Annotated in this window: 16 protein-coding genes and 1 pseudogene; 9 read left to right on the top strand and 8 right to left on the bottom strand. The window is 69.2% G+C overall.

Annotation, left to right across the window (positions count from 1 at the left end; all coding sequences use genetic code 11):
* Positions 1-182: 182 nt before the first annotated feature.
* On the bottom strand, positions 183-1,274 hold the full coding sequence (locus ABD224_RS24410) for an IS630 family transposase (protein WP_344053481.1): 1,092 nt from the start codon (positions 1,272-1,274) through the stop codon (positions 183-185).
* 210 nt (positions 1,275-1,484) lie between these two features.
* On the opposite strand from ABD224_RS24410, the gene ABD224_RS24415 reads away from it, so the two are divergent.
* The 4 genes from ABD224_RS24415 to ABD224_RS24430 are packed head-to-tail and all read left to right on the top strand — an operon-like array spanning position 1,485 to position 5,424.
* The gene (locus tag ABD224_RS24415; RefSeq protein ID WP_344053483.1) at positions 1,485-2,483 is read left to right on the top strand and encodes a CBASS oligonucleotide cyclase; all 999 of its coding nucleotides are present in this window, start codon (positions 1,485-1,487) and stop codon (positions 2,481-2,483) included.
* 2 nt (positions 2,484-2,485) lie between these two features.
* Positions 2,486-3,001 (top strand): HORMA-1 domain-containing protein, encoded by a 516-nt coding sequence (locus ABD224_RS24420; RefSeq protein ID WP_344053485.1) that lies wholly within the window; start codon positions 2,486-2,488, stop codon positions 2,999-3,001.
* A 30-nt stretch (positions 3,002-3,031) separates the two neighbouring features.
* A complete protein-coding gene (locus tag ABD224_RS24425) occupies positions 3,032-3,952 on the top strand; it encodes an AAA family ATPase (protein ID WP_344053487.1) in 921 nt (306 codons plus the stop codon).
* Complete coding sequence (locus ABD224_RS24430) at positions 3,952-5,424, top strand: SAVED domain-containing protein (RefSeq protein ID WP_344053489.1); 1,473 nt, start codon at positions 3,952-3,954, stop codon at positions 5,422-5,424. The genes ABD224_RS24425 and ABD224_RS24430 overlap by 1 nt, the downstream gene beginning before the upstream one ends.
* Before the next feature lie 329 nt (positions 5,425-5,753).
* Here the strand turns inward: ABD224_RS24430 and ABD224_RS24435 are convergent, their stop codons facing one another.
* The 4 genes from ABD224_RS24435 to ABD224_RS24450 form a co-directional block, all read right to left on the bottom strand.
* Positions 5,754-6,188 (bottom strand): hypothetical protein, encoded by a 435-nt coding sequence (locus tag ABD224_RS24435; RefSeq protein WP_425581043.1) that lies wholly within the window; start codon positions 6,186-6,188, stop codon positions 5,754-5,756.
* A gap of 251 nt (positions 6,189-6,439) precedes the next feature.
* Entirely contained in the window at positions 6,440-6,598 is a 159-nt protein-coding gene (locus tag ABD224_RS24440; RefSeq protein ID WP_160161941.1) for a hypothetical protein, read from the bottom strand.
* A 54-nt stretch (positions 6,599-6,652) separates the two neighbouring features.
* Positions 6,653-7,690 carry a glycosyltransferase family 2 protein gene (locus ABD224_RS24445; protein WP_344053496.1) on the bottom strand — a complete coding sequence of 346 codons (1,038 nt, stop codon included), beginning with the start codon at positions 7,688-7,690 and terminating at the stop codon, positions 6,653-6,655.
* An 837-nt stretch (positions 7,691-8,527) separates the two neighbouring features.
* Positions 8,528-9,214 carry a formylglycine-generating enzyme family protein gene (locus ABD224_RS24450; RefSeq protein ID WP_344053498.1) on the bottom strand — a complete coding sequence of 229 codons (687 nt, stop codon included), beginning with the start codon at positions 9,212-9,214 and terminating at the stop codon, positions 8,528-8,530.
* Positions 9,215-9,764: 550 nt separating this feature from the next.
* Between ABD224_RS24450 and ABD224_RS24455 the strand changes: the two are divergent.
* A pseudogene (locus ABD224_RS24455) lies at positions 9,765-10,145 on the top strand (VOC family protein); the annotation flags it as partial.
* A 234-nt stretch (positions 10,146-10,379) separates the two neighbouring features.
* Here the strand turns inward: ABD224_RS24455 and ABD224_RS24460 are convergent.
* Positions 10,380-10,961 carry a flavoprotein gene (locus ABD224_RS24460; protein ID WP_344053501.1) on the bottom strand — a complete coding sequence of 194 codons (582 nt, stop codon included), beginning with the start codon at positions 10,959-10,961 and terminating at the stop codon, positions 10,380-10,382.
* Between the two features lie 169 nt (positions 10,962-11,130).
* Complete coding sequence (locus ABD224_RS24465) at positions 11,131-12,009, bottom strand: universal stress protein (RefSeq protein ID WP_344053504.1); 879 nt, start codon at positions 12,007-12,009, stop codon at positions 11,131-11,133.
* A 291-nt stretch (positions 12,010-12,300) separates the two neighbouring features.
* Here ABD224_RS24465 and ABD224_RS24470 point away from each other — a divergent pair, with 291 nt between their 5' ends.
* The 4 genes from ABD224_RS24470 to ABD224_RS24485 all read left to right on the top strand — a co-directional run bounded on the left by ABD224_RS24470 (position 12,301) and on the right by ABD224_RS24485 (position 15,676).
* Positions 12,301-13,029 (top strand): TetR/AcrR family transcriptional regulator, encoded by a 729-nt coding sequence (locus tag ABD224_RS24470; protein WP_344053506.1) that lies wholly within the window; start codon positions 12,301-12,303, stop codon positions 13,027-13,029.
* 39 nt (positions 13,030-13,068) lie between these two features.
* Positions 13,069-14,223 (top strand): MAB_1171c family putative transporter, encoded by a 1,155-nt coding sequence (locus tag ABD224_RS24475; RefSeq protein ID WP_344053508.1) that lies wholly within the window; start codon positions 13,069-13,071, stop codon positions 14,221-14,223.
* Between the two features lie 395 nt (positions 14,224-14,618).
* Complete coding sequence (locus tag ABD224_RS24480; RefSeq protein ID WP_067396116.1) at positions 14,619-15,059, top strand: helix-turn-helix domain-containing protein; 441 nt, start codon at positions 14,619-14,621, stop codon at positions 15,057-15,059.
* Positions 15,060-15,064: 5 nt separating this feature from the next.
* Complete coding sequence (locus tag ABD224_RS24485) at positions 15,065-15,676, top strand: toxin (protein ID WP_344053541.1); 612 nt, start codon at positions 15,065-15,067, stop codon at positions 15,674-15,676.
* Between the two features lie 86 nt (positions 15,677-15,762).
* Here ABD224_RS24485 and ABD224_RS24490 read toward each other — a convergent pair whose 3' ends face one another.
* Positions 15,763-19,263, bottom strand: coding sequence for an aminotransferase class I/II-fold pyridoxal phosphate-dependent enzyme (locus ABD224_RS24490; RefSeq protein ID WP_425581044.1), 3,501 nt, complete (start codon positions 19,261-19,263; stop codon positions 15,763-15,765).
* Positions 19,264-19,315 lie beyond the last annotated feature (52 nt).

Raw genomic sequence — 19,315 nt, forward strand, 5'->3', positions numbered from 1 at the left:
CGACCACCTCATCGACCAGTTCCGGCGGAAACGCCCGCGTCAGCACCCCCAACGCGATCCGATCCGAGAACCGGCCAACCCCCGACGACTTCACCTGCCCCGGCCTTGGCACACCCCGCCCAACGACCAGACCCCAACAAAGTCACCGGTATTGACCCTAGAGGCGGTCAGCAAGCAGGCGACTAGTGACCTGAGTCGGAGATTCGTCGGCAGTAGGCGGCGACCTTGTCGAGGATTTCGTCTGCCGTCTTGGTCCAGACGAAGGGTCTGGGGTGCTCGTTCCAGTCGGTGAGCCAGGACCGGATGTCCCGCTCGAGGGCCTGGACGGAGCGGTGGACGCCGCGCTTGAGTCTCTTCTGCGTCAGTTCGGCGAACCATCGCTCCACCAGGTTCAGCCAGGACGCGCTGGTCGGGGTGAAGTGCAGGTGGAAGCGGGGGTGTGCCAGTAGCCACTTCTTGATCTCGGGGGTCTTGTGGGTGGCGTAGTTGTCGAGGATCAGGTGAACCTGAAGACCTGCCGGTACTTCCCTGTCGAGTCTGGTGAGGAACTTCTTGAACTCGGCGGCCCGGTGGCGGCGGTGGAGCGAGCCGATGACCTTGCCGGTCGCCACTTCCAGGGCGGCGAACAGGGTGGTGGTGCCGGCGCGGATGTAGTCGTGGCTGCGGCGTTCGGGAACGCCGGGCATCATCGGCAGCACCGGCTGGGACCGGTCGAGGGCCTGGATCTGGGACTTCTCATCCACGCACAGGACCAGGGCCTTCTCCGGCGGGTCGAGGTAGAGGCCGACGATGTCGCGGACCTTGTCGATGAACAGCGGGTCGGTGGACAGCAGAGACGTCTGCGAGCGGTGCGGGGTCAGGGCGAATGCCCGCCAGATCCGTGAGATCGTCGACTGTGACATCCCGGTGGCGGCCGCCATCGACCTGGTCGACCAGCAGGTGGCGTTCTTCGGGGTTTCCTCGAGTGTTGTGACGATGACCCGCTCGACGTCCGCGTCGGTGATCTTGCGTGGGGCGCCCGGGCGCGGGTCGTCGCACAGGCCGTCCAGGCCCCGTGCGAGAAAGCGGCGCCGCCATGTGCGGACCGTATCCGGGGCGACGTGCAGCCGACGGGACACTTCCATGATCGAGTGCCCCTCGGCGCACTCCAGCACGATCCGCGACCGCTGGGCCAGAGCCTGAGCCGTCGTACGACGACGGACCCAGCCCTCCAACACGGCTCGCTGGGCATCGGTCACTGACAACGGCGGAATCTTCGGGCCCGGACGACTCATGCCCAACTAACGACGAATCTCCGACTCAGGTCACTAGGTTCCCCTGGAGAGGTCGTGTCGAGACTAGGGCAGGTACCGCGTAGTTCAACGTTTGGCAACGACCCAATACCGGAGCGGGACGGCCGCTCGCAACTTTGAAGCGGGTTTGTCAGTGGTGGGTGGTAAGTCTGTTCTCCTGCCGATCAGCTTCTCGGGCGAAGGGCGACAACTATGGCGGGAGAGCGCTACGTTGACCACAAGGTCCTCAAGACCTTCGTGCAGAACAAGGTGAACGTGCCGCCGGATGAGGCGAGAGAGCGCCGCCGACAGGTGAACCACCTGCGAGAGCGGCTGGAGGACTACATTGCTGCCCACCCGGACTTCGACCTGGTGAAGCTCCGCGCGTCCGGCAGCACGGCCAAGCACACGGCGATCCGGCGTAGGAGCGGCACGGGGTCCGATGCAGACGTTGCCGCCTACCTGCGGACCACGGACACTGACATCGACGTCTCGACGATGTTGACCTGGCTGCGAGACCGCTGCATCGAGGTCTACGGCGCGACCAAGGACGCGGACGACTTCAAGCCGTCGGACCACGCCGTCGGGATCACGATGCGGAGCAGCGGCTTGAAGATCGACGTCGTGCCCGTGCTCTACACCGGCGAACCAGACGATAAGGGGTACCTGGTCACCGCCGACGGCACCAAGGTGCTCACTTCGGTCACTCTGCACCTGCAGTTCATCCAGACGCGCAAGGACAAGGCCGGCGATGGGTACCGGGAGTTGATCCGGCTGCTGAAGGCGTGGGTCCGCGAGAGCAAGGAGGTCGACCCGGAGCTGCGTTGCAAGTCGTTCCTGATCGAACTCCTCGTGGCTCACCTGTGGGATGTCGGCTGGAACGGCAAGCCGCTCCAGGTCGACGACTACCCGGCAGCCATGGAGCAGGTGCTTGCCTACATCGTGCGCACTGGCTTGAGGACACCGATCGTCTTCACCGACTACTACAAAGCCGACGCAGTGCGTACGACGGCGGACCCCATCCAGGTCTGGGACCCGGTCAACCCGGAGAACAACGTCACGCGCAGCTACACCGAGCAGGATCGTCAGCGTCTGGTGAATCACGCCAGGGCCACCCTCGACACCATCACGATGGCCGCCTACGCGGCCACGAAAGGTGAGGCTCTGGCTTCTTGGCGTGAGCTGTTCGGCCCCACCTTCCCGGGAGAATGACCATGACCGGCTCGTACAGCAGATCCGCATCCGCCTCGTTCACGATCACCGACGCCCGCTATGTCGGAGGCAGAGTCGGCGCTGACCTGCGACTCCTGCACAACCTTTACGGCAAACCTGCCCTTGGCAGCATCGAGGATTACGCCGAGGAGGTCGCGATCCTCCTGAACCGCGGATTCCTCGACACCGTTGACTACGGCTTCCGCGACACGAGCACCAACGCCTGGAAGATGCGCCTGCGTTACAAGGCCACGGTCGGCGGCCAGCTCACCGACTCACGGCCGGGCAGCTTCCCGGACCCGGTCGACCTCACCGGGTACGGCTTTTACAGCTTCCTGACCTACAGCTCGTCCTTCTGGAATCTGACGATCAGCGAGCAGGCCAGGATCAAGGAGACCCTGCCGGTCTCCCGGACGACCGGCACCGCCCCAAGCACTCTCGCGGGCACCACCACCACAGGGCATGGATACGTCCGCAACGGCGTCGGCGTTTCCCGCGACATCTACGTCGCCTACTAGCCCAGCACCACCGGCAGGAGGAATACGAACGTGAACAGCCAGGACGACCTGTTCCACCCCGTCATCGAGCTGCCCGAGCCCACCCGCCGTGCCCGCTATGAACGCCTGGTCGGCCTGGACGACATGAAGCTGCGCCTGCGAAAGGAAGCCGCCCTCCTCGCGGACCCGCGTCGGCTCCGAAACTGGGCTGTTACCCACCACGGCGGCAATGTCGCCGCTCTCACCCACTTCGCGGACCGGGCACCGTTGTTCGTCTTCGCCGGCGATGTCGGCTCCGGCAAGTCAGCCCTGGCCGAGTCCTTTGGCTGCGACCTCGCCGATTTTCTTGACCTGCCCGTCTACCTGTACCGGCTCAAGCTCGCCACTCGCGGCAGCGGCCTGGTGGGCGAGATGACCTCACTCATCAGCGATGCCTTCGCCCACATGCACACCATGGGCAATCGCGTGTCCGGGCCCCAGGGTGCGCGCGCTGTACAGATCCTCGTCGTCGACGAGGCCGATGCCCTGGTACAGTCCCGCGAGGCCCAGCAGATGCACCATGAGGACCGGGCCGGCGTCGACGCGTTCCTAGCAGGCATCGACAGCCTAGCCGGTGCTCGGCTCCCGGTCGTCGTCGTGCTATGCACCAATCGGGTCGGCGCCCTCGATCCAGCCGTCATGCGCCGCGCAGCAGCCACCTTCACCTTCACCCGCCCTAGCGACGAGCAGCGGTACGCCGTCCTCACCCGAGCGTTTGACGGGCTTGGCATCCGACCGGAAACCGTCCGCAAGGTCGCCGAACTCACCGGTCCCACTGGCAACCGGCCCGGCTACACATTCTCCGACCTCACCCAGCGCCTGGTCCCGGCTGCCATCCTCCGCGCCTTCCCCGAGCGGCCGGTCACTGACGAAGACCTCCTCGCCGCCGCCGAGGAACTGGAGCCCACCCCGGTCTTCACTGAGGAGCGCTGATGGCCCACCTCCCCGCCGCTGGCCCCACCGGCGTTCGCACCACTGGCGACTACTACCAGTGGCTTGTTGCCTGGGAGGGGTGCCTGACCCTCCTTCGCGAAACCCGTGCTCGCTCACACAACCCCGTGCGTGCGGTCGGCGTCGAACTCGACAGCGTGGGTAACCTCGACGACGTCGTCCTACTGCGTGACGTTCCTCCGAATACTTACAAGCAGGTCAAGTACGCGGTTGATAGCGCCACACCGGTCAACGAGGAGTACTTGACCAAGCCTAGCGCCCACGGTGGACCGTCCATCCTTAAGAAGATTGCCAGGACGTGGAAGGGACTGACCTCAGGCGGTGACAGCGTCGACTTGCGCCTGGTCACTAACCGGGCAGCCGACCCCAAGGACCACTTGTTGGCAGGCCGAGACGCCCGTACGGGCCTCTTGATGCCCAAAGCGGCCCTCGGCGGGTCCAGGTCGGATCGTGGTAAGGCACGTGCCCGGTGGGCGCAAGAGGCAGGGCTGACCGAGGCCGAGCTCATCGAGCTCCTGTCCGTGCTGCGCTTCGACCTGCCTCTGGACATGGTCTGGTACCAGGAGAACCTTCGCCTCCTGATGGCCGTCACCGGGCTTCGCCATGACCAACGGGCGCTTGAGGAGGGAGCTGGCTGGGTCGCCAAGATGGTCCGCGAGGGCCGACGAGAACTCACACTGGAGATGATCGAGGCTGCCGTCGCGGACCTTGGCCTGAAAGCCGGCCTCGCCCGGGCCGTTCTGTCGATCGCCACACTCAAGCCAGATCCTTTGGCGTCGGATGCCGACCATGCCATCGACTGGGTCGACCGCTTTGACGGCGACTCCGCCTACACTAAGCGTCGTCCCTTGGCACCGAACACCTGGGCCCAGCTTCAGACGGACATCGAAGCCGCACCGGAACACCTGCCCGCCGGTACCGCCGCCATCTTCGTCACGGGCAGCATCCGTCTCGCACCGGCGTTCCTGGTGGGTACCACCTTCCGCATGGTCACCGGAGCTGATCTAGCAGTAGTGCAACGCGGCCAACTCTGGTCTTCCAGAGATCCGTTCGGCACCATCCATGTCCCACAAGCCGCCGAGCACGAGATCGGCCAAGGCGACGAGATCGCCGTCGCCATCGCAGTCGCGGCAGACCTCACCGAAGACGTCCTGGAATACCTGCGCGAGCAAAACCTGCCCGTCGGCAAGCTCATCGTCCTCACGCCGCCGAGCGGCTCAGCCAAAGACGGCTCTGTCCCCGACAGCAACACCGCTAACGCCCTGGCAGTTGGCATCCGTGACTACCTCCGCCGCTCCACCCGCAGGGTCCGGCGCATGCACCTCTTCCTCGCCTGTCCCATGGGGCTTGCAGTCCTGCTGGGAAACCGGTGGAACCGGCTATGCCAAACCATCGTGTACGAGGACATCAAGGTCGATGACGGCTACGAAGCAGCATTCACTGTGGAAGCGTAAAGATTCAAGCTGAGAGTCCGTCGCAATAGTGGTCCAGGCGGCTCCTGCACCGGCCGCTGGCTGCACACCTGCCAGGCAGGTGATCGACCTGTCTCGCTCCCGCGGCGTCAGCGGCCCCGGCAGATACTCGTCAAGGCCTCACCCAACCACGTGCCGAGGTCATCCGGGTCGACAGAGATCATGCCCTGACTTGCACAAACGTCGACGTCTGCCGCTTGTACTCCAGCTGTAGATCGTGATCTTCATGCTCGTTGAGTTGCCTGGCGTCGGTAGTGGCTGGTGCGTGCGCGGGTTTGCTGACGGCGCCGCCAGAGCGACCAGCGGAGGTGTTAGTCCAGGTCAGGTGCTGTTGGTTGGAAGAGCATGACGAACAGACGCTGGACGTCATGGCAGGTGATGGGGGTCAGCTCGTCGTCAGTGGGATGCCAGGCACGCTCGCGGACCGCGGTGACCGTGAGGAAGGCGTAGGCGAGCACCGCCAGGGTGACCCAGCGTTTCCAGGAGTGCCAGCGGCGGACCTGGCGCTCGTCCAGGCCAGCCAGTGCCTTGCTGGTCTGGAAGAACTCCTCCGCGCTCCAGCAGCGTCCGGCCACCCGAGCCAGTTCGCGCAACGGCACGGGGCGGGGTGAGCAACAGCGGTAGAAGGCGAGTTCACCGGTGCGTCGGCTGCGGTGGATGAGCAGCTGACACCAGCCTGGTCGGCCGTCAGGGGCGAGGTCGATGACCGACCGCCCAGTCGTAGTAGCGGTGTCCCTTGGCGCCATCTCCTGCGGAGAGCTTCTGCCAAGCGGTGCGCGGGACGCGGGTGGCCGGCGCGTCAACGCGGAAGCGACCGGGCCCGGCCGGACTGACGTCGGCAACTGCGACCATCGGGTGCCTGTCACGGCCCCGAGCAGCCACGTGAACGGCCACCGTGCTCCTCGAGCCCGGCACACCGTGCCCGGAGTCGTGGCAGGTGGCCGGGGTGGCCGCTCCCGGGGCGGGAGGGCCACCTCGGTCGTTCAGTGGGGCACGGTCAGGAGCGGTTTCCGCCGCGGGGCACGATCCGCATCACGGCGGTTCCCAGGGCCACCATGGCGAAGGCCGCCAGGCCCAGCCACACGCTGGTCATCAGTCCGAGGCCGGTGGAGGCCAGCGCCCCACCGCCCACCGTCATCGCGGGGTTGTTGTACATGGGTCTCTCCCACTTGATCTCTGGTTGATCTCTGGCAGTTTCTGAAGCGTCCTGCTACCAGGCGCGCTCACGGCGGAACACGGAGTCCAGGTACGCCTTGGCGTGGCAGGCCTGGAGCAGGAAGTCGAAGAGCAGCTCGTACATGGACGCGGCGAGCAGCATCCGTTTCCAGCCGCGCTCCCGTACGGTCACGACCCGCTCGACCACGAAGACGAGCGAGACCCAGAGCCAGAACTCGTGCAGACGGAACGAGTCCGTGGCCAGGGAGTAGGCGATGGTCGCCAGGTACACGGCGGTCACGAGGATGCCGATCATGCTGAGGAGCTGACGGCCCCAGTAGCGCCATGTGATGTGCGTCAGGCCGTACTGGACGCAGTTCTCCACCGCTCCCCGCTTCCAGCGCAGCCGCTGGTTCCACAGGGCCTTCCACGTCAGCATGACCTCGGTGGTGAGCGTGCAGCCCTTCGGCGAGATCACCTGATGGCCCAGGTGCAGTACCGCGAAGGTCAGCTCGTTGTCCTCGGTGAGCACCGAGGTGTCGTAGATGCCCCCGCGCCCGTCCCCGGGCGGGAGCCGGCCCTTCAGGCGGGCCCGGGATATCTGCCGCAGCACCTGCACCCGGAACATGGCCGCCGTGCCGGTGAGCACCAGGCACTTGCCGCCCAGGCGCCTCACGTCCCGTGCGTAGCGGGCGTACTCGTTGCGCTGGAGGTGGCCCACGAAGCCTCCGCCGGGTCCTCCCCGGAAGGTGCCGCCCACTCCTCCGTAGCCCTTCGCGAGGTGCTCCACCCCACAGGCCACGAAGCCGGGGTCCAGGACGCTGTCCGCGTCCGTCACGAGGACCACGTCGTCGTCGTGCAGACAGGGCAGCAGGACGGCCAGGACCTGGTTCAGCCCTCCGGCCTTCTTGTGCCGGTTGCCCCGGGTCTCGAAGACCTCGGCCCCCAGGGAGGCCGCGATGGCCGCCGTGGCGTCGGTGCAGTTGTCCGCGACCACGATGATCCGCTGCGGAGGCAGGGTCTGCCGGTACAGCCCCTGGAGGGAGTCCGCGATGATGTCGGCCTCGTTGTGGGCCGGGATCAGAGCGATCACGTTGCGGATCCTGGCGGGCGTCAGGCCCGTTCTTCGGTGCTTCCCCATGGGTGCCTCGTGCGGAGTCGTGCCGAGACGTGACCGGCGGGGCTCGGAAGGGATGCGATGGCCGGTTCACGTCTCTGGTCTCGTACGGCTGCGGAACAGGCACAGAGGTGAGGCCGATGCTGTCGGGAGTGCCGCGAAGCCGGGCCTGAGGCTGTTGTCGGCCGACGCGACGACCGCAGCGGGGCCTTCCCCCTGTGCCCCCCTGTGCCCTCCTGTGCCGGGCCGATCTCTGCCAGGCCGTCTTCCTCGCTGTGGGACGGTGCCAGGGCAGTGATCGTCAGAGCCGCGGTTGCCTTCGGCGCATGAACGAGGCCGGCTTCACGGCGCCGCCCGCCGGACCCGGCCCCAAGACACCTGCCCCGTACATCACGCTGGACGGACCGGTGGCCGCATGTCCGTGCATGACGCCCCTCTTGCCTCATCGCGGACGGCGAAGATCACGGCCGTACCTCATCGGTCGACCGGATCACCCCGCCCGCGCCCTCATAAAAGCTTCACATGAACTCCACACATGACGGACGGCAAATCGTACTGCCGCAGACAGCTCCCCATAAGGGGCCACATCTCGGCTCAGGCCGGAGGGGGGATCGAGCCGCCTGTCACAAAGCGGAACACACCTGCATAGTTGTCCCACCTTCAACCAAATTTTGAGTGATAAAGATCACATCATGCGGCCGTGGCCGTCCCCATCCGGCATTCACGGACGGCGGTCACCGGCCGCCCGGGCGCCTCCGCGGCAGCCGGTCCCCAGCGAGCCGACCGCCCTGGAGCGTCAAGGGAGCACACAGGTCAGCGCCTTGCCGGCTCAACCGCATCCATGGACGCGACCGGACGGACCGCGGTGAAGTCCTGGAACTCGGAGCGAGTGGCGGAGAGCAACAGCAGCCACTCGTCGCAGCCCTGCCACGGAGAGAGGTCGCCGGCGCCTCCGCGCACCACCCGCGGCCCGTCCCCGGTGCGGGGGCGTGCGTCCCTCGGCGCGTCCGTGAAATGCGGGATCCACACGTCGGCGCAGATCTCGTTCGCCGACCCCATCGCCGCCAGCCCGAAGGCGTTCTCGGCCGCGGCAGTGCGCTCCTCGTCGGCGAAGTCGTCGAGGACCTGGTCCTCGTCCGGCCTCCCGTCCCCCCGGAAGGTCAGCGTGGTCGTGCCCGCCCGGGCCGCGTACTCCCACTCCGCCTCGCTGGGCAGCCGGAAGGGCATCGCCTCGAGCAGGTCGTCCAGGTCGCCCAGGTCGTCCTCGAGCCGGGCCGTGTTCGCATCCGATACGGCGAAGCCGTCCTCGTACTCGGGCAGCCAGTGCCGCACTTGCGCCACCGTCAGCGGATGCCGGGCGATCAGGAACGGCTCGACCCGCACTTCTCGCACCGGCCGGGCTCGGGCAGCACCGGCGAAGAACGCCCCGAGGTCGTCATCGGCGCCGCCGGCCCGCTCGATGGCACGCACCGCGTCCAGCTCCGCGTCGGACAGGCCCATCCGGAACGTCCCCCCGGGAACAGCCCGGAAGACCACTCCGGAGGGGATGTGCCGCCACGCCGGTCGGCCGGCCACGATCTCTTGAGCCCACATGGCGCCGGACACTAGCAGCCGGGTGTTCGGGGGCAGACCCACCACCGCCCACCACGGCGAGGACGCAACGAAGCTTGCGGCAACAACCCCTACGACCGCGGAGAACGCGTCCCCGACAGCACCGCCCAGTACCGACCACCGGAGGTACTTCCTCCGCGGCTTTCCCCCCATACCCATACCGCTGGTTCGTGACGGCCGCCTCGGAGTCCTCCGCGCACCTCACTCGCCTGGTGAGGTCACCTGCTGAACTGGAACCATCGGGGTTCCTTTCCGGGGTCGTGTCACAGCGCAGGGACGGTGCGGTTCTTTCTGATGCCCGAGGTGTCGGTGGCGGTCACCGGTTCCCGGAAGTTCACGAGCTCTGACGTGCTCTCACATGAGGTGTGACGGGCGTTGTGCGCGCGTTGGCGATATTCGGTGTGGTGAGGCAGAAAGGAGCCATGGCAGGCTCGCCCGCATGGTCTCGATGGTGCAGAACGTGGCAATCGACTGTGCGAATCCCTATGAACTGGCTCAGTTCTGGAGCAAGGTGACCGGCTGCCCGGTGGATCCGGACAGCAAACCGGGTGATCCGGAGGCGCAGGTGATGCTGCCGACGGGACCGTTGCTGCACTTCAACGAGGTCCCGGAGCCGAAAACGGGCAAGAACAGGGTGCACCTGTGCCTGCGTCCCGAGACCTCGCGTGAGGAAGAGGTCGAACGGCTGCTGGGCCTGGGGGCCACGTTGGTGGCCGACCGCCGGGAACCCGACGGGTCGGGATGGGCCGTCCTCGCGGATCCCGAAGGCAATGAGTTCTGTGTCCTGCGCAGTGAGTCCGACCGTGCTGCGATGGCCTCCCGGTCCTCGGGGGAGGACGGCTGTCACGACGGACCGGGGGATGCCGCAGTCCAGTCGGACAAGTGAGCAGGAGGGCTCGGGACAGCGCCGACCCCGCGGCGTCGTCCCGGGCGGTCTCTCCGGGGGCGGCCTGTCCGGGGCGTTCCGCGGGCGGTGGCAGGTGGTCCATGGGCGGTGGCAGGTGGTCCGTGGGCGGTGGCGGGTCCGTGGGGGCGCCGGCGGACCGTCGCCGGGTTACCGCCGGGTGGGGGCGCCGAGGGTCGTGCCGTCCTGCTTCATTCTGGTTTCCAGCAGTTCCAGGGCCTCCTCCCAGCGGAAGCGGTCCGCACTGCCGCCGGCCTCGGACGGGGGTGCCTCGCGCGAGCCGATCAGAACACCCATCTCCCGCAGCCGGTCCAGGCTCTGCCGATAGGCGGGATGAGCGGCCTGAGCGTCGTTGAGGCAGGGCAGGGCCACGGTCGGGATGCCCATGCCGTACGCCTCGCACAGGATGCCCAGGGCGAGGGTGTCGGAGATCCCGGCGGCCCACTTGTTGATCGTGTTGAAGGTGGCCGGGGCGACCGCGATGGCGTCCGCGGGCGGCAGCGGGCGCGGCTCCCCCGGCAGACGCCAGGCGGACCGGATCGGGTAGCCGGTCTGCGCCTCGATCGCCTCGGCGTCGATGAAGCCGAGGCCCTGCGGTGTGGCGATGACACCGACGTCCCAGTGCGCCTCCTGGGCAGCCGTGATCAGCTTGCCGACGTCATGGGCGATGCCGCTCGCGCACACGACGACGTACAGGAAGGGCTTCTTGTCCGGGGCGGTCGGCTCGGTCACGCGGGACTCCCAGTCGCGGCTGAAGAGGTGCGGTTCCGGCAGGGTACGACGGTGGTCCTGGGCCGTCATCTCCCCGCCACCGGGCTGCGGACGCCGGGGCGACAGGGCGGCGGGCGGTTCCCGCAGGTGCGGGTGCGCGTGCGGGGCGTGCGGGGCGTGCGGCCCCGGGTCACTCCTTGCCGCGGACCACGGCGACGGGGCAGTGCGCGTGGTGCAGCAGGGCCTGGCTGACGGAGCCGAGCAGCAGGCCCGTGAAGCCGCCGCGACCGCGGGCGCCGGTCACCAGCAGCTGCGCGTCCTGGCTGGCCTCGATCAGGGCCGGGCGGATCCGGGAACGCACCAGGCGCCGCTCCACGGTGACCTCGGGATGGCGCTCCTGCCACGGGGCCAGCGTCTCATCCAGCAGCCGCTGTTCCTCCTCCTGGAGCCGTTCCAGGTCGACCACCATGCTCAGGTGGTCCCCGTAACTCTCGTAGGCCGTCTCGCTCCAGGTGTTCCACACGTGGAGCGCCACCAGGTCCGCACCGCGCAGCGACGCCTCGGCGAAGGCGAACCCGATGGCTGCCTCGCCCGCCGGGGAGCCGTCCACCGCGAGCAGGACGGGACCGGTCGGGTTCGGCCTGCCGCGCACCACCAGGACCGGGCAGCGGCCGTGGGCGGCGAGGTGCACGGCGGTGGAACCGAGCAGCAGGCTGCCGAACCCGCCCAGTCCGCGGCTGCCGACCACGACGAGCGAGGCGGTGCGCGACTCGATCTCCAGCACCATCACCGGCTCGCCGACGGTGACATCACGGGTGATCTCCACGTCCGGTGCGGTGGCATGCGCTCGCCGTTCGGCCTCGGTCAGCGTGCCGTCCACCAGCTCGCGCACTCCCGCCGCCTTCGGGTTCCACGGGGGCATACCGGGCGGTACGTGCACCGACGGCCGGCCGAAGGCGTGCACCAGCCGCAGTCCGGCTCCGCGCAGCGCCGCCTCGCGCGCCGCGATCTCCACCGCCTCCAGGCTCGAGGGTGAGCCGTCCACTCCTACGACCACCGGGTTCGTCATGGGACACCCTTCTTCCCGTCTGCCGCGGGGCAGGTCCGGCCGAGGGTGGTCGGGCCCGTGGACCACAGCAGGTATCGGACCACGGCAAAACCGTAGCCGCCCCACGCGATCGGCTCCTCTCGACCCGCTTCGAACGGGACGGCAACCCACGCGGCAACCCACTCGACGGTCCACGCGCCCCCGAGGCCCGCCCGACGGCGGCACCGGGACGTGGCTGGATCTTGACGTGTGGCCGAAGTGTTCGAACGGATGCACTGATGACCGTGGTGACGGACGGATACGGTGTGGCCCATGGAGGATTCCGGAACGACGTCCACCGACAGGAACACCGAACTCCCGGCCGCCATCAGGACCGCCGCGCGCCGGCTGCTGGAGACCTCGGGCGCCGCGGGGCTGTCCCTGGAGGCTGCCGCCCGCGCCGGCGGCCTCGCCGTCGCCGATGTGGAAGCCGTCTTCCCGCACCGGGACGACCTGCTGACCGCACTGATCATTGACGCCTACAACGCGTCCGGTGCCGCGATGGAGCAGGCCGACCAGGACGCCGAGAAGGCCGGTGCGTCCGCGGGTGCGCGGCTTCTGGCGGTCGCCCGCGCGCTGCGGCAGTGGTCCTTCGACCACCCCGCCGAGTTCGCGCTGATCTACGGCTCGCCCGTTCCGGGGTACCACGCCCCGCAGGACACGGTCCCGGCCGCCTCGCGCACCCCCGCGGTGCTGGCCGGCATCGTGCGGTCGGCGCTCCGGGCCGGTGAACTCACCCCTCCCCGGCGGACGGTGCCCGGGCCGCCGCTGCTCCTGCCCCCGGCCGTGGAGCTCTTCGGAGGCGTGCCCGAGGCTCCCTTCTCGGACCTCATCGAGCGCGGCATCGTGCTGTGGAGCAATCTGATCGGGCTTCTGGTGTTCCAGGTCTTCAGCCGTACGCACGACAGCGTCCGGGACGAGTCCGCGTTCTTCGACTTCGCCGTCGCCGTGGCGGCCGAGGGCGTCGGACTGGTGGTTCCCCTGGACGAGCACACCGACTGAACCGTCCGCCGCATACGCGGCGCCGCAGGGAATCAGGCCGTGAACACCGTCAAAACCCTCTGCTTCGTCATTGCGGCGCTCTCGTCGTATGCCGCGCTCGCCTGCCGGCTGTACCAGGTACGGCGCGACTGGCGGGACAGCGCCTACCGCACCCTGCTCGTCACCCTGCTGTTCCAGTGCCTGACCTTCACGATGGGGGCCGTCGCCATGGGAAGCGAGAGCTTCCTGGGGGTCGGCAACCTCGCCATCCTGGTGATGCACGTGTCGGCGGTCGCCTTCTGCGTCAGCGCGCAGATCATCCTGCTGCGCTGGGTCGTCGACGGCGACAGGGCCGTACGGAGGACCCGTTGGTGGGTGATCACCGGCATCGCCCTCACTGTGCTTCTGACGGCGCTCTTCTTCGTCGCCGACGGCCCCGGACGGCCCGCCTCGGACTTCAACACCGGCAGCGGTCAGCCGCTGGTCCTCACCTACCTCCTGGCCTTCATCGTCTCCCAGGCCGTTCCGTGCGTCACCATCTTCCGCCAGTGCGGGCCCTACGCCCGCATGACCGACAATGCCTCCTTGCGTCAGGCCCTGCGGCTGCTCTCCGTCGCCGTGGTGGTCCTCTTCCTCTACTGCCTGGCCCGGACGGTGAACATCCTCACCGCCGCGGCGGGGATCGACATCGGCGTCTGGCAGATCGCCGCGTCCCTGTTCAGCGCGGCGGGCATCGTGGTCCTCTCGCTCAGCCTGACCATGTCCTCCTGGTGGCCCCTGGTCGCCGCACTGCTGAAGTGGGTGCGCGACTACCGGTCGTACCGGGCCCTGTACCCGCTCTGGCGGGACCTGTACGAGGCCTCCCCGGGCATCGCCCTGGAGCCGCCGGGGGGCTCGGTCCTCGACATCGACTACCGCTTGCACCGCCGGGTCGTCGAGATAAGGGACGGCTGGCGGGACCTGCGCCCCTACATCGACCGCAGCGTCAACGGCATCGGCACGGCGGCCCCGGGGGCGAGCGAGGAGATGCGGCAGGCGTTCGTCGAGGCGGCACAGATCAGACAGGCGCTGCGCGCCAAGCGCCTCGGCGTCATTCCCGACGACAACAAGGACGTCGGCGACTTCGAAGATCGTGATTCGGACAACTTCCCCGCAGAAGTCGCATGGCTCACCAAGGTCGCGTCCGCCTACCGTAAAGTCGGAAAGGCGGGTTGAGAGCCCCCGCCCGGTCCGTCCCCCGTCGGACCGGGCGGGCTTCCCCCTTCCCCCGTGTCCCCCGTGTTCTCCCTGTGCGCTCCTCAGCGCTTCCCCTGTGTCTCCCCCTTCTTCGCCCCCCTCTTTTCCTTCTCTCCACCCGGCCGGGCGGATGTTCCCCCCGGTCGGATGTCCCCCTCGTCGGGCCGGCCCACCCCGTCGTACGGGGCAGGACCGACCCGACGGCACCGGCAATCCGGCCAACTCGGCCACCCCCGTAAGCCGAGTTAGCTGCCGGCTATCGGCGCGCTCCCCACGTTGGCGGAGTCCCGATGGATTGTCAACTGCCAGTTAATCTGCGAAAGTTGGAGATAGCTGAGAGCATCGCCGGGGAGGGGGCGGGAGGGAGATTCGCGGTGTCCGAGACTGACGACCGGCCCTTGCTGGCAGTGCGTCTGGACCAGCTCTTCAGGACGGTTCGCCCTCAGGGCAGACAGTGGACCAACGCCGAGGTGGCGGAGGAGCTCAAGCGGGTCAACCCCGAACTCAGGGTCGGGGCCGTGTACCTGTCGCAGCTGCGGACGGGCAAACGCTCCAATCCCTCGTCGGACCTCCTGGCCGCCCTGGCCAAGTTCTTCGGCGTGTCCGTCGCCTACTTCTTCGACGACAAGGTCGCCGAATCGGTGCTCAACGAGGTCGCCGCCCTCCACGCGCTGCGGCAGTCGGGCGTTCGCGCCGTGGCGATGCGGGCGGCCGGGATGAAGAAGGAGAACCTCCAGGCCATCACGGCCATCATGGACCAGTACCGGAAGATGCAGGGCCTGCCGCCCGTCACCGATCCCTCGGAGCCGGAGTGAGAGGCCTGAGGAAAGGCCTGAGGAAGGGGCGGTCGGCCGACCAGGAACGCCGCAACCGGCTCAAGGAGCTCCGCAGGGCCGGCGCGCGGCGGATCGCCGAACTCGGCCTGCCCCAGGTGGCCGACGTGGCCGAGCTCTGCCGCCACCTCGGGGAGATCCGCAACCGCCCCATCACCCTGGTCCCTCTGCAGATGCCCGCGTCGCACCCGTGCGGAATGTGGGTCGCCGCACGCGACGAGGACCTCATCTTCTACGACGCCAACACCACCAGCGCGCATCAGGAGCACATCATCTTGCACGAGCTGGGCCACATCATCTGCTGCCATCGCGGGGCGGGCTGGCTGGACGAGGAGAGCGCCCGTCTCCTCTTCCCCAACCTGGACCCCGCCCTCGTGCGCGACATGCTTCAGCGCGCGTCCTACGACGACGTCCAGGAGCAGGAGGCGGAGATCATCGCCTATCTGCTCTCCCAGCGGCTGCTCTCCCGACGGGCGGGCGGCACCGGGAAGAGGAAGGGAGCGCCCCCGGCCGGGGGAACCGGGGGCGGTGGAGGAAAGGGCGGGGAATCCGCGCACAGCGCCGCCGTGCTCAGCCGGATCGAGCGCACCCTCATCTGACGTTCCGCACCCCGTCCGACGTCCCGCACCCTCACCCGGCATTCCCGTCCCCCACCCTCACCCGACGTCCCTTCGACGCCGGCCGCTCATCCCTCGCCGGCCGCCACCTCCTCGGCCAGGATCGACACCGTCCGGCGGATGTCCTCCTCGCGGTGCTCACTGGTGACGAAGAACCGCAGTCTGGCGAGTCCCTCCTCCACGGCGGGATGGAAGATCGGATCGGCGATGACGCCCCGCTCGAACAGCCGGTCCGCGACCTGCAGGGTCCTCGCCGAGTCACCGAGGATGCAGGGCACGATCGGGGTGTGGGCACTGGTGCCCGTGGCCAGACCGGCCGAGGTGGCCAGCCCCAGGAAGAGCTCCGCGTTCCGCCGCAGCGTGCGCACCCGGTGCGGTTCCGCGTCGATCAGCTCGGTGGCGGCCAGGGCCGCCGCCGCGTTGGCCGGGGTCAGGCCGACGCTGTAGACGAAGCCGGGCAGTGTGTGCCGCAGCCACCGCACCATCCGGGCCGAACCCGCGAGATAACCGCCGCAGCCGGCGAACGCCTTGGACAGGGTGCCCATCCACACATCCACATCGGACCGGTCGACCCCGAAGAACTCGCCGACGCCACGGCCGCGTTCGCCCACGGTGCCGATGCTGTGCGCCTCGTCGACCATCAGCAGGGCGCCGTAACGCCTCTTCAGCGCGATCGCCGCGGGCAGGTCGACGAGGTCGCCGTCCATGCTGTAGGCGCCCTCGACGGCGATCAGTACCCGCCGGAACCGGGACCGGTTGAGCCGGAGCAGGTGCTCCAGCCGGTCGAAGTCGTTGTGGGGGAACGGACGCCGTGCCGCCCCGGACAGCGCACAGCCCTGGAGGATGCTGTCGTGGGCGAGCGCGTCGTGCAGCACGAGGTCCCCCGCGCCGACGAGGTGCCCGATCGCGGTGACATTGGTGGCATGGCCGCTCACCAGCGCCAGGCAGTCCTCGACCCCGAGGAAGCCGGCGAGCGCCCGTTCCAGCCGTACGGTCAGGTCCCGTTCACCGGAGAGCACCCGGCTCGCGGAGACCGAGGACCCGTACCGGTCCACTGCCCGGTGCACGGCCTCGTTGACCGCCGGATGGCCGGAGAGCCCCAGGTAGTTGTAACTGCCGAAGGACAGGTACGACCGGCCGCCGACCACGGTCGTGTCGCGGATGGTGCCCTGATGGACCCGGAAGTAAGGGAAGTTCACACCGCTGCCGACGATCGAGTCCAGCTGCTCCTCGAACTGCCGCACCTCCGGGAAGTCGTCGATGCACGCGGTCCGCGTGTCCCACTCGGCCCGGGTCTGCCGGGGCGGCTCCGCCCGCGTCCGCCGGGGCGGCTCCTCACGTGTCCGCCGGGGCAGCGGCACGCCGGGGGCCGGCGGCTGTACGAGGTACGGATCGACCAGCGCGATCAGCCGCTCGATGGTGAGGCCGGGCGAGAACACCTCGTCGGTGCGGAAGCCCGGTACGCGCTTGGCGAGATTGGCCTCCAGCTCCTGGAGCATCAGCGAGTCGAAGCCGAGGTCGGCCACCAGTTCCATCCGCTCGTCCAGTTCGGCGAGGGGGAAGACACCGACCCGCGACACCTCTTCGAGCACCACGGGCGCGGCGGCTCCGCCACCGGGCCGCACCGGTCCGGGCACCGGCTCGTGCACCGCCTCGGAGGCCGCCCCGAAGGCCGTCCCGGACGCTGCCCCGGAGATCGTCCGGGGAGGATCCACCGGGGCGGCGGGCCGGTCCGCCTCGCGGGCCGACAGGTCGACCGTCCAGTGGTGGCGCGGGGCGAGCGGACTCGGCGGCAGGGTGCACGGGGGCGTCCGCCCCATCACCGGACGGATCCCCGGCTCGGTGACCGCGCGCTTGGCCAGCTGGTGCAGCTCGGCCCTGCGTTCCTCGGCGGACAGCGTCCCCGGCTCCGGCAGGGCGACCTCGTACGGCTCGTGCGGCTCGCCCTGGGGTACCGTGCCGGTCACCTGCCCCGGCCCGAGCTCTCCCGTCCGGCCCTCCGCCACGGCCTCGGCCGCCGCGGTCAGCCGGGTCACGGCGTCGTCGGCGTCCTCCACCACCAGGGCGAGGCGTTCCGCGAGGGGAGTCCTGTGCGCCAGGGTCCGCGCCACCTCGGCCGGCGACAGCCGGTCGGCGGCGATGGTGTGCGCCACGTCCCGGGCGTAGCGGGCCAGCCCGGCCCGGTCGCGGGCGCTGAGCACCAGAAGGTGCGGTCCCTCCTCCGGTGTCCGGCGGGCCGGCTCCGCGGCGTGCTCCTCCACCACCAGATGGACACCGGTGCCGCCGAAGCCGAAGGCGCTCACCCCCGCCCGGCGCGGCTGTCCGTCCCCCGCCCAGCGGACCGGCTCCGTCGGGATGGTCAGCCGCGCGGCCTCCAGCCCGGGGCGGTCGGCCGGCTCGAACTCCGGCTGCGGCGGTATCACTCCCCGGTGCACGGCCAGGACGGCCTTGATGAGCCCGGCCATTCCCGCGGCGCCGAGCGAGTGGCCGACCACCGCCTTCACCGCGCCGAGGAAGGCGGGTGCGGCGTCCTCACCGCGCAGGGCGCGCAGGGCGTCGAGCTCGACCGGGTCGCCGACCACGGTCCCGGTGCCGTGCGCCTCCAGGTACCCCACCGCGTCCGGGGGCAGGCCCGCGTCCCGGTAGGCCCGGCGCAGCGCCCGGAGCTGGCCGTCCGCCTGGGGTTCCATGCCGCCCTGCACAGTTCCGTCGTTGGCCGTGCCCACCCCGCGGATCACCGCGTAGATCCGGTCGCCGGCCGCCAGCGCGTCGGCCAGGGGCCGCAGCACCAGGATCCCGGCGCCCTCCCCCAGCACGAAGCCGTCGGCCTCCGCGCCGAACGGCAGACATCTGCCGCTGCGCGAGATGGCGCCGACCCGGCACAGCCCCACCAGCAGGTCGGGGGTGAGCAGCAGTTGGGCGCCGCCGGCGAGGGCGATACGGCAGCGGCCCGCGCGCAGGGCGAACACGGCGTTGGCCACGGCCATGAGCCCACCGGAGCACGCCGAGTCCAGCGCATAGCTCTCGCCGTGCAGATCGAAGACCGAACTGATCGTGTTCGGCCCCATGTTGAGCAGAAGCCCGGCCACGGACGTGCCGCGCAGACCGTCGACCGCGCGGACCGTCTCCGGCCACCGGGGGTCAAACGCCCGCGCCCCGAACTCGCCGCCGGCCAGCTGGCGTATGCGGATCTGAAGGGTGCTGATCTCACGGTAGCCGCTGTCGGTGAGGGCCGTGATCACCGCGGTTTCCTCGCGGTCGAAGCCCTCGATCTCCCATCCCGCGTCCTGGATCGCCTCACGGGCGAGGTCGATCAGCAGCCGGTGCTGGGGGTCCATCGTCCTGGCCCGGCGCGGCGGGATGCCGTAGTGCGCCGCGTCGAAGTGGCCGACATCGGGCAGCAGCGCCATGGTGTCCGTGTAGACGGAGGACGGGTCACGGACGTTGTCGCTGAGGAAGGCGGCGAGACGCCATCGTGAGTCCGGGACGGTCGAGAACTGTGCATGCGGGGCCTTCAGCAGCCGCCAGTAGTCGTTGACGTTCCGTGCGCCCGGGAACCGGCAGGCCATCCCCACGATCGCGACGTCGTCGCGCCGCGCACTCGCTGAGTCCACTGTGAAC

The organism is Streptomyces thermoalcalitolerans (assembly GCF_039525155.1).
GTDB lineage: Bacteria > Actinomycetota > Actinomycetes > Streptomycetales > Streptomycetaceae > Streptomyces > Streptomyces thermovulgaris.

Coding starts and splice junctions, on each gene's coding strand:
- ABD224_RS24410 (WP_344053481.1), bottom strand. CDS start 1,274: ATGAGTCGTCCGGGCCCGAAGATTCCGCCGTTGTCAGTGACCGATGCC.
- ABD224_RS24450 (WP_344053498.1), bottom strand. CDS start 9,214: ATGGGCCTGTCCGACGCGGAGCTGGACGCGGTGCGTGCCATCGAGCGG.
- ABD224_RS24470 (WP_344053506.1), top strand. CDS start 12,301: ATGGAGGATTCCGGAACGACGTCCACCGACAGGAACACCGAACTCCCG.
- ABD224_RS24420 (WP_344053485.1), top strand. CDS start 2,486: ATGACCGGCTCGTACAGCAGATCCGCATCCGCCTCGTTCACGATCACC.
- ABD224_RS24430 (WP_344053489.1), top strand. CDS start 3,952: ATGGCCCACCTCCCCGCCGCTGGCCCCACCGGCGTTCGCACCACTGGC.
- ABD224_RS24465 (WP_344053504.1), bottom strand. CDS start 12,009: ATGACGAACCCGGTGGTCGTAGGAGTGGACGGCTCACCCTCGAGCCTG.
- ABD224_RS24440 (WP_160161941.1), bottom strand. CDS start 6,598: ATGTACAACAACCCCGCGATGACGGTGGGCGGTGGGGCGCTGGCCTCC.
- ABD224_RS24415 (WP_344053483.1), top strand. CDS start 1,485: ATGGCGGGAGAGCGCTACGTTGACCACAAGGTCCTCAAGACCTTCGTG.
- ABD224_RS24435 (WP_425581043.1), bottom strand. CDS start 6,188: ATGGCGCCAAGGGACACCGCTACTACGACTGGGCGGTCGGTCATCGAC.
- ABD224_RS24490 (WP_425581044.1), bottom strand. CDS start 19,263: ATGGCCTGCCGGTTCCCGGGCGCACGGAACGTCAACGACTACTGGCGG.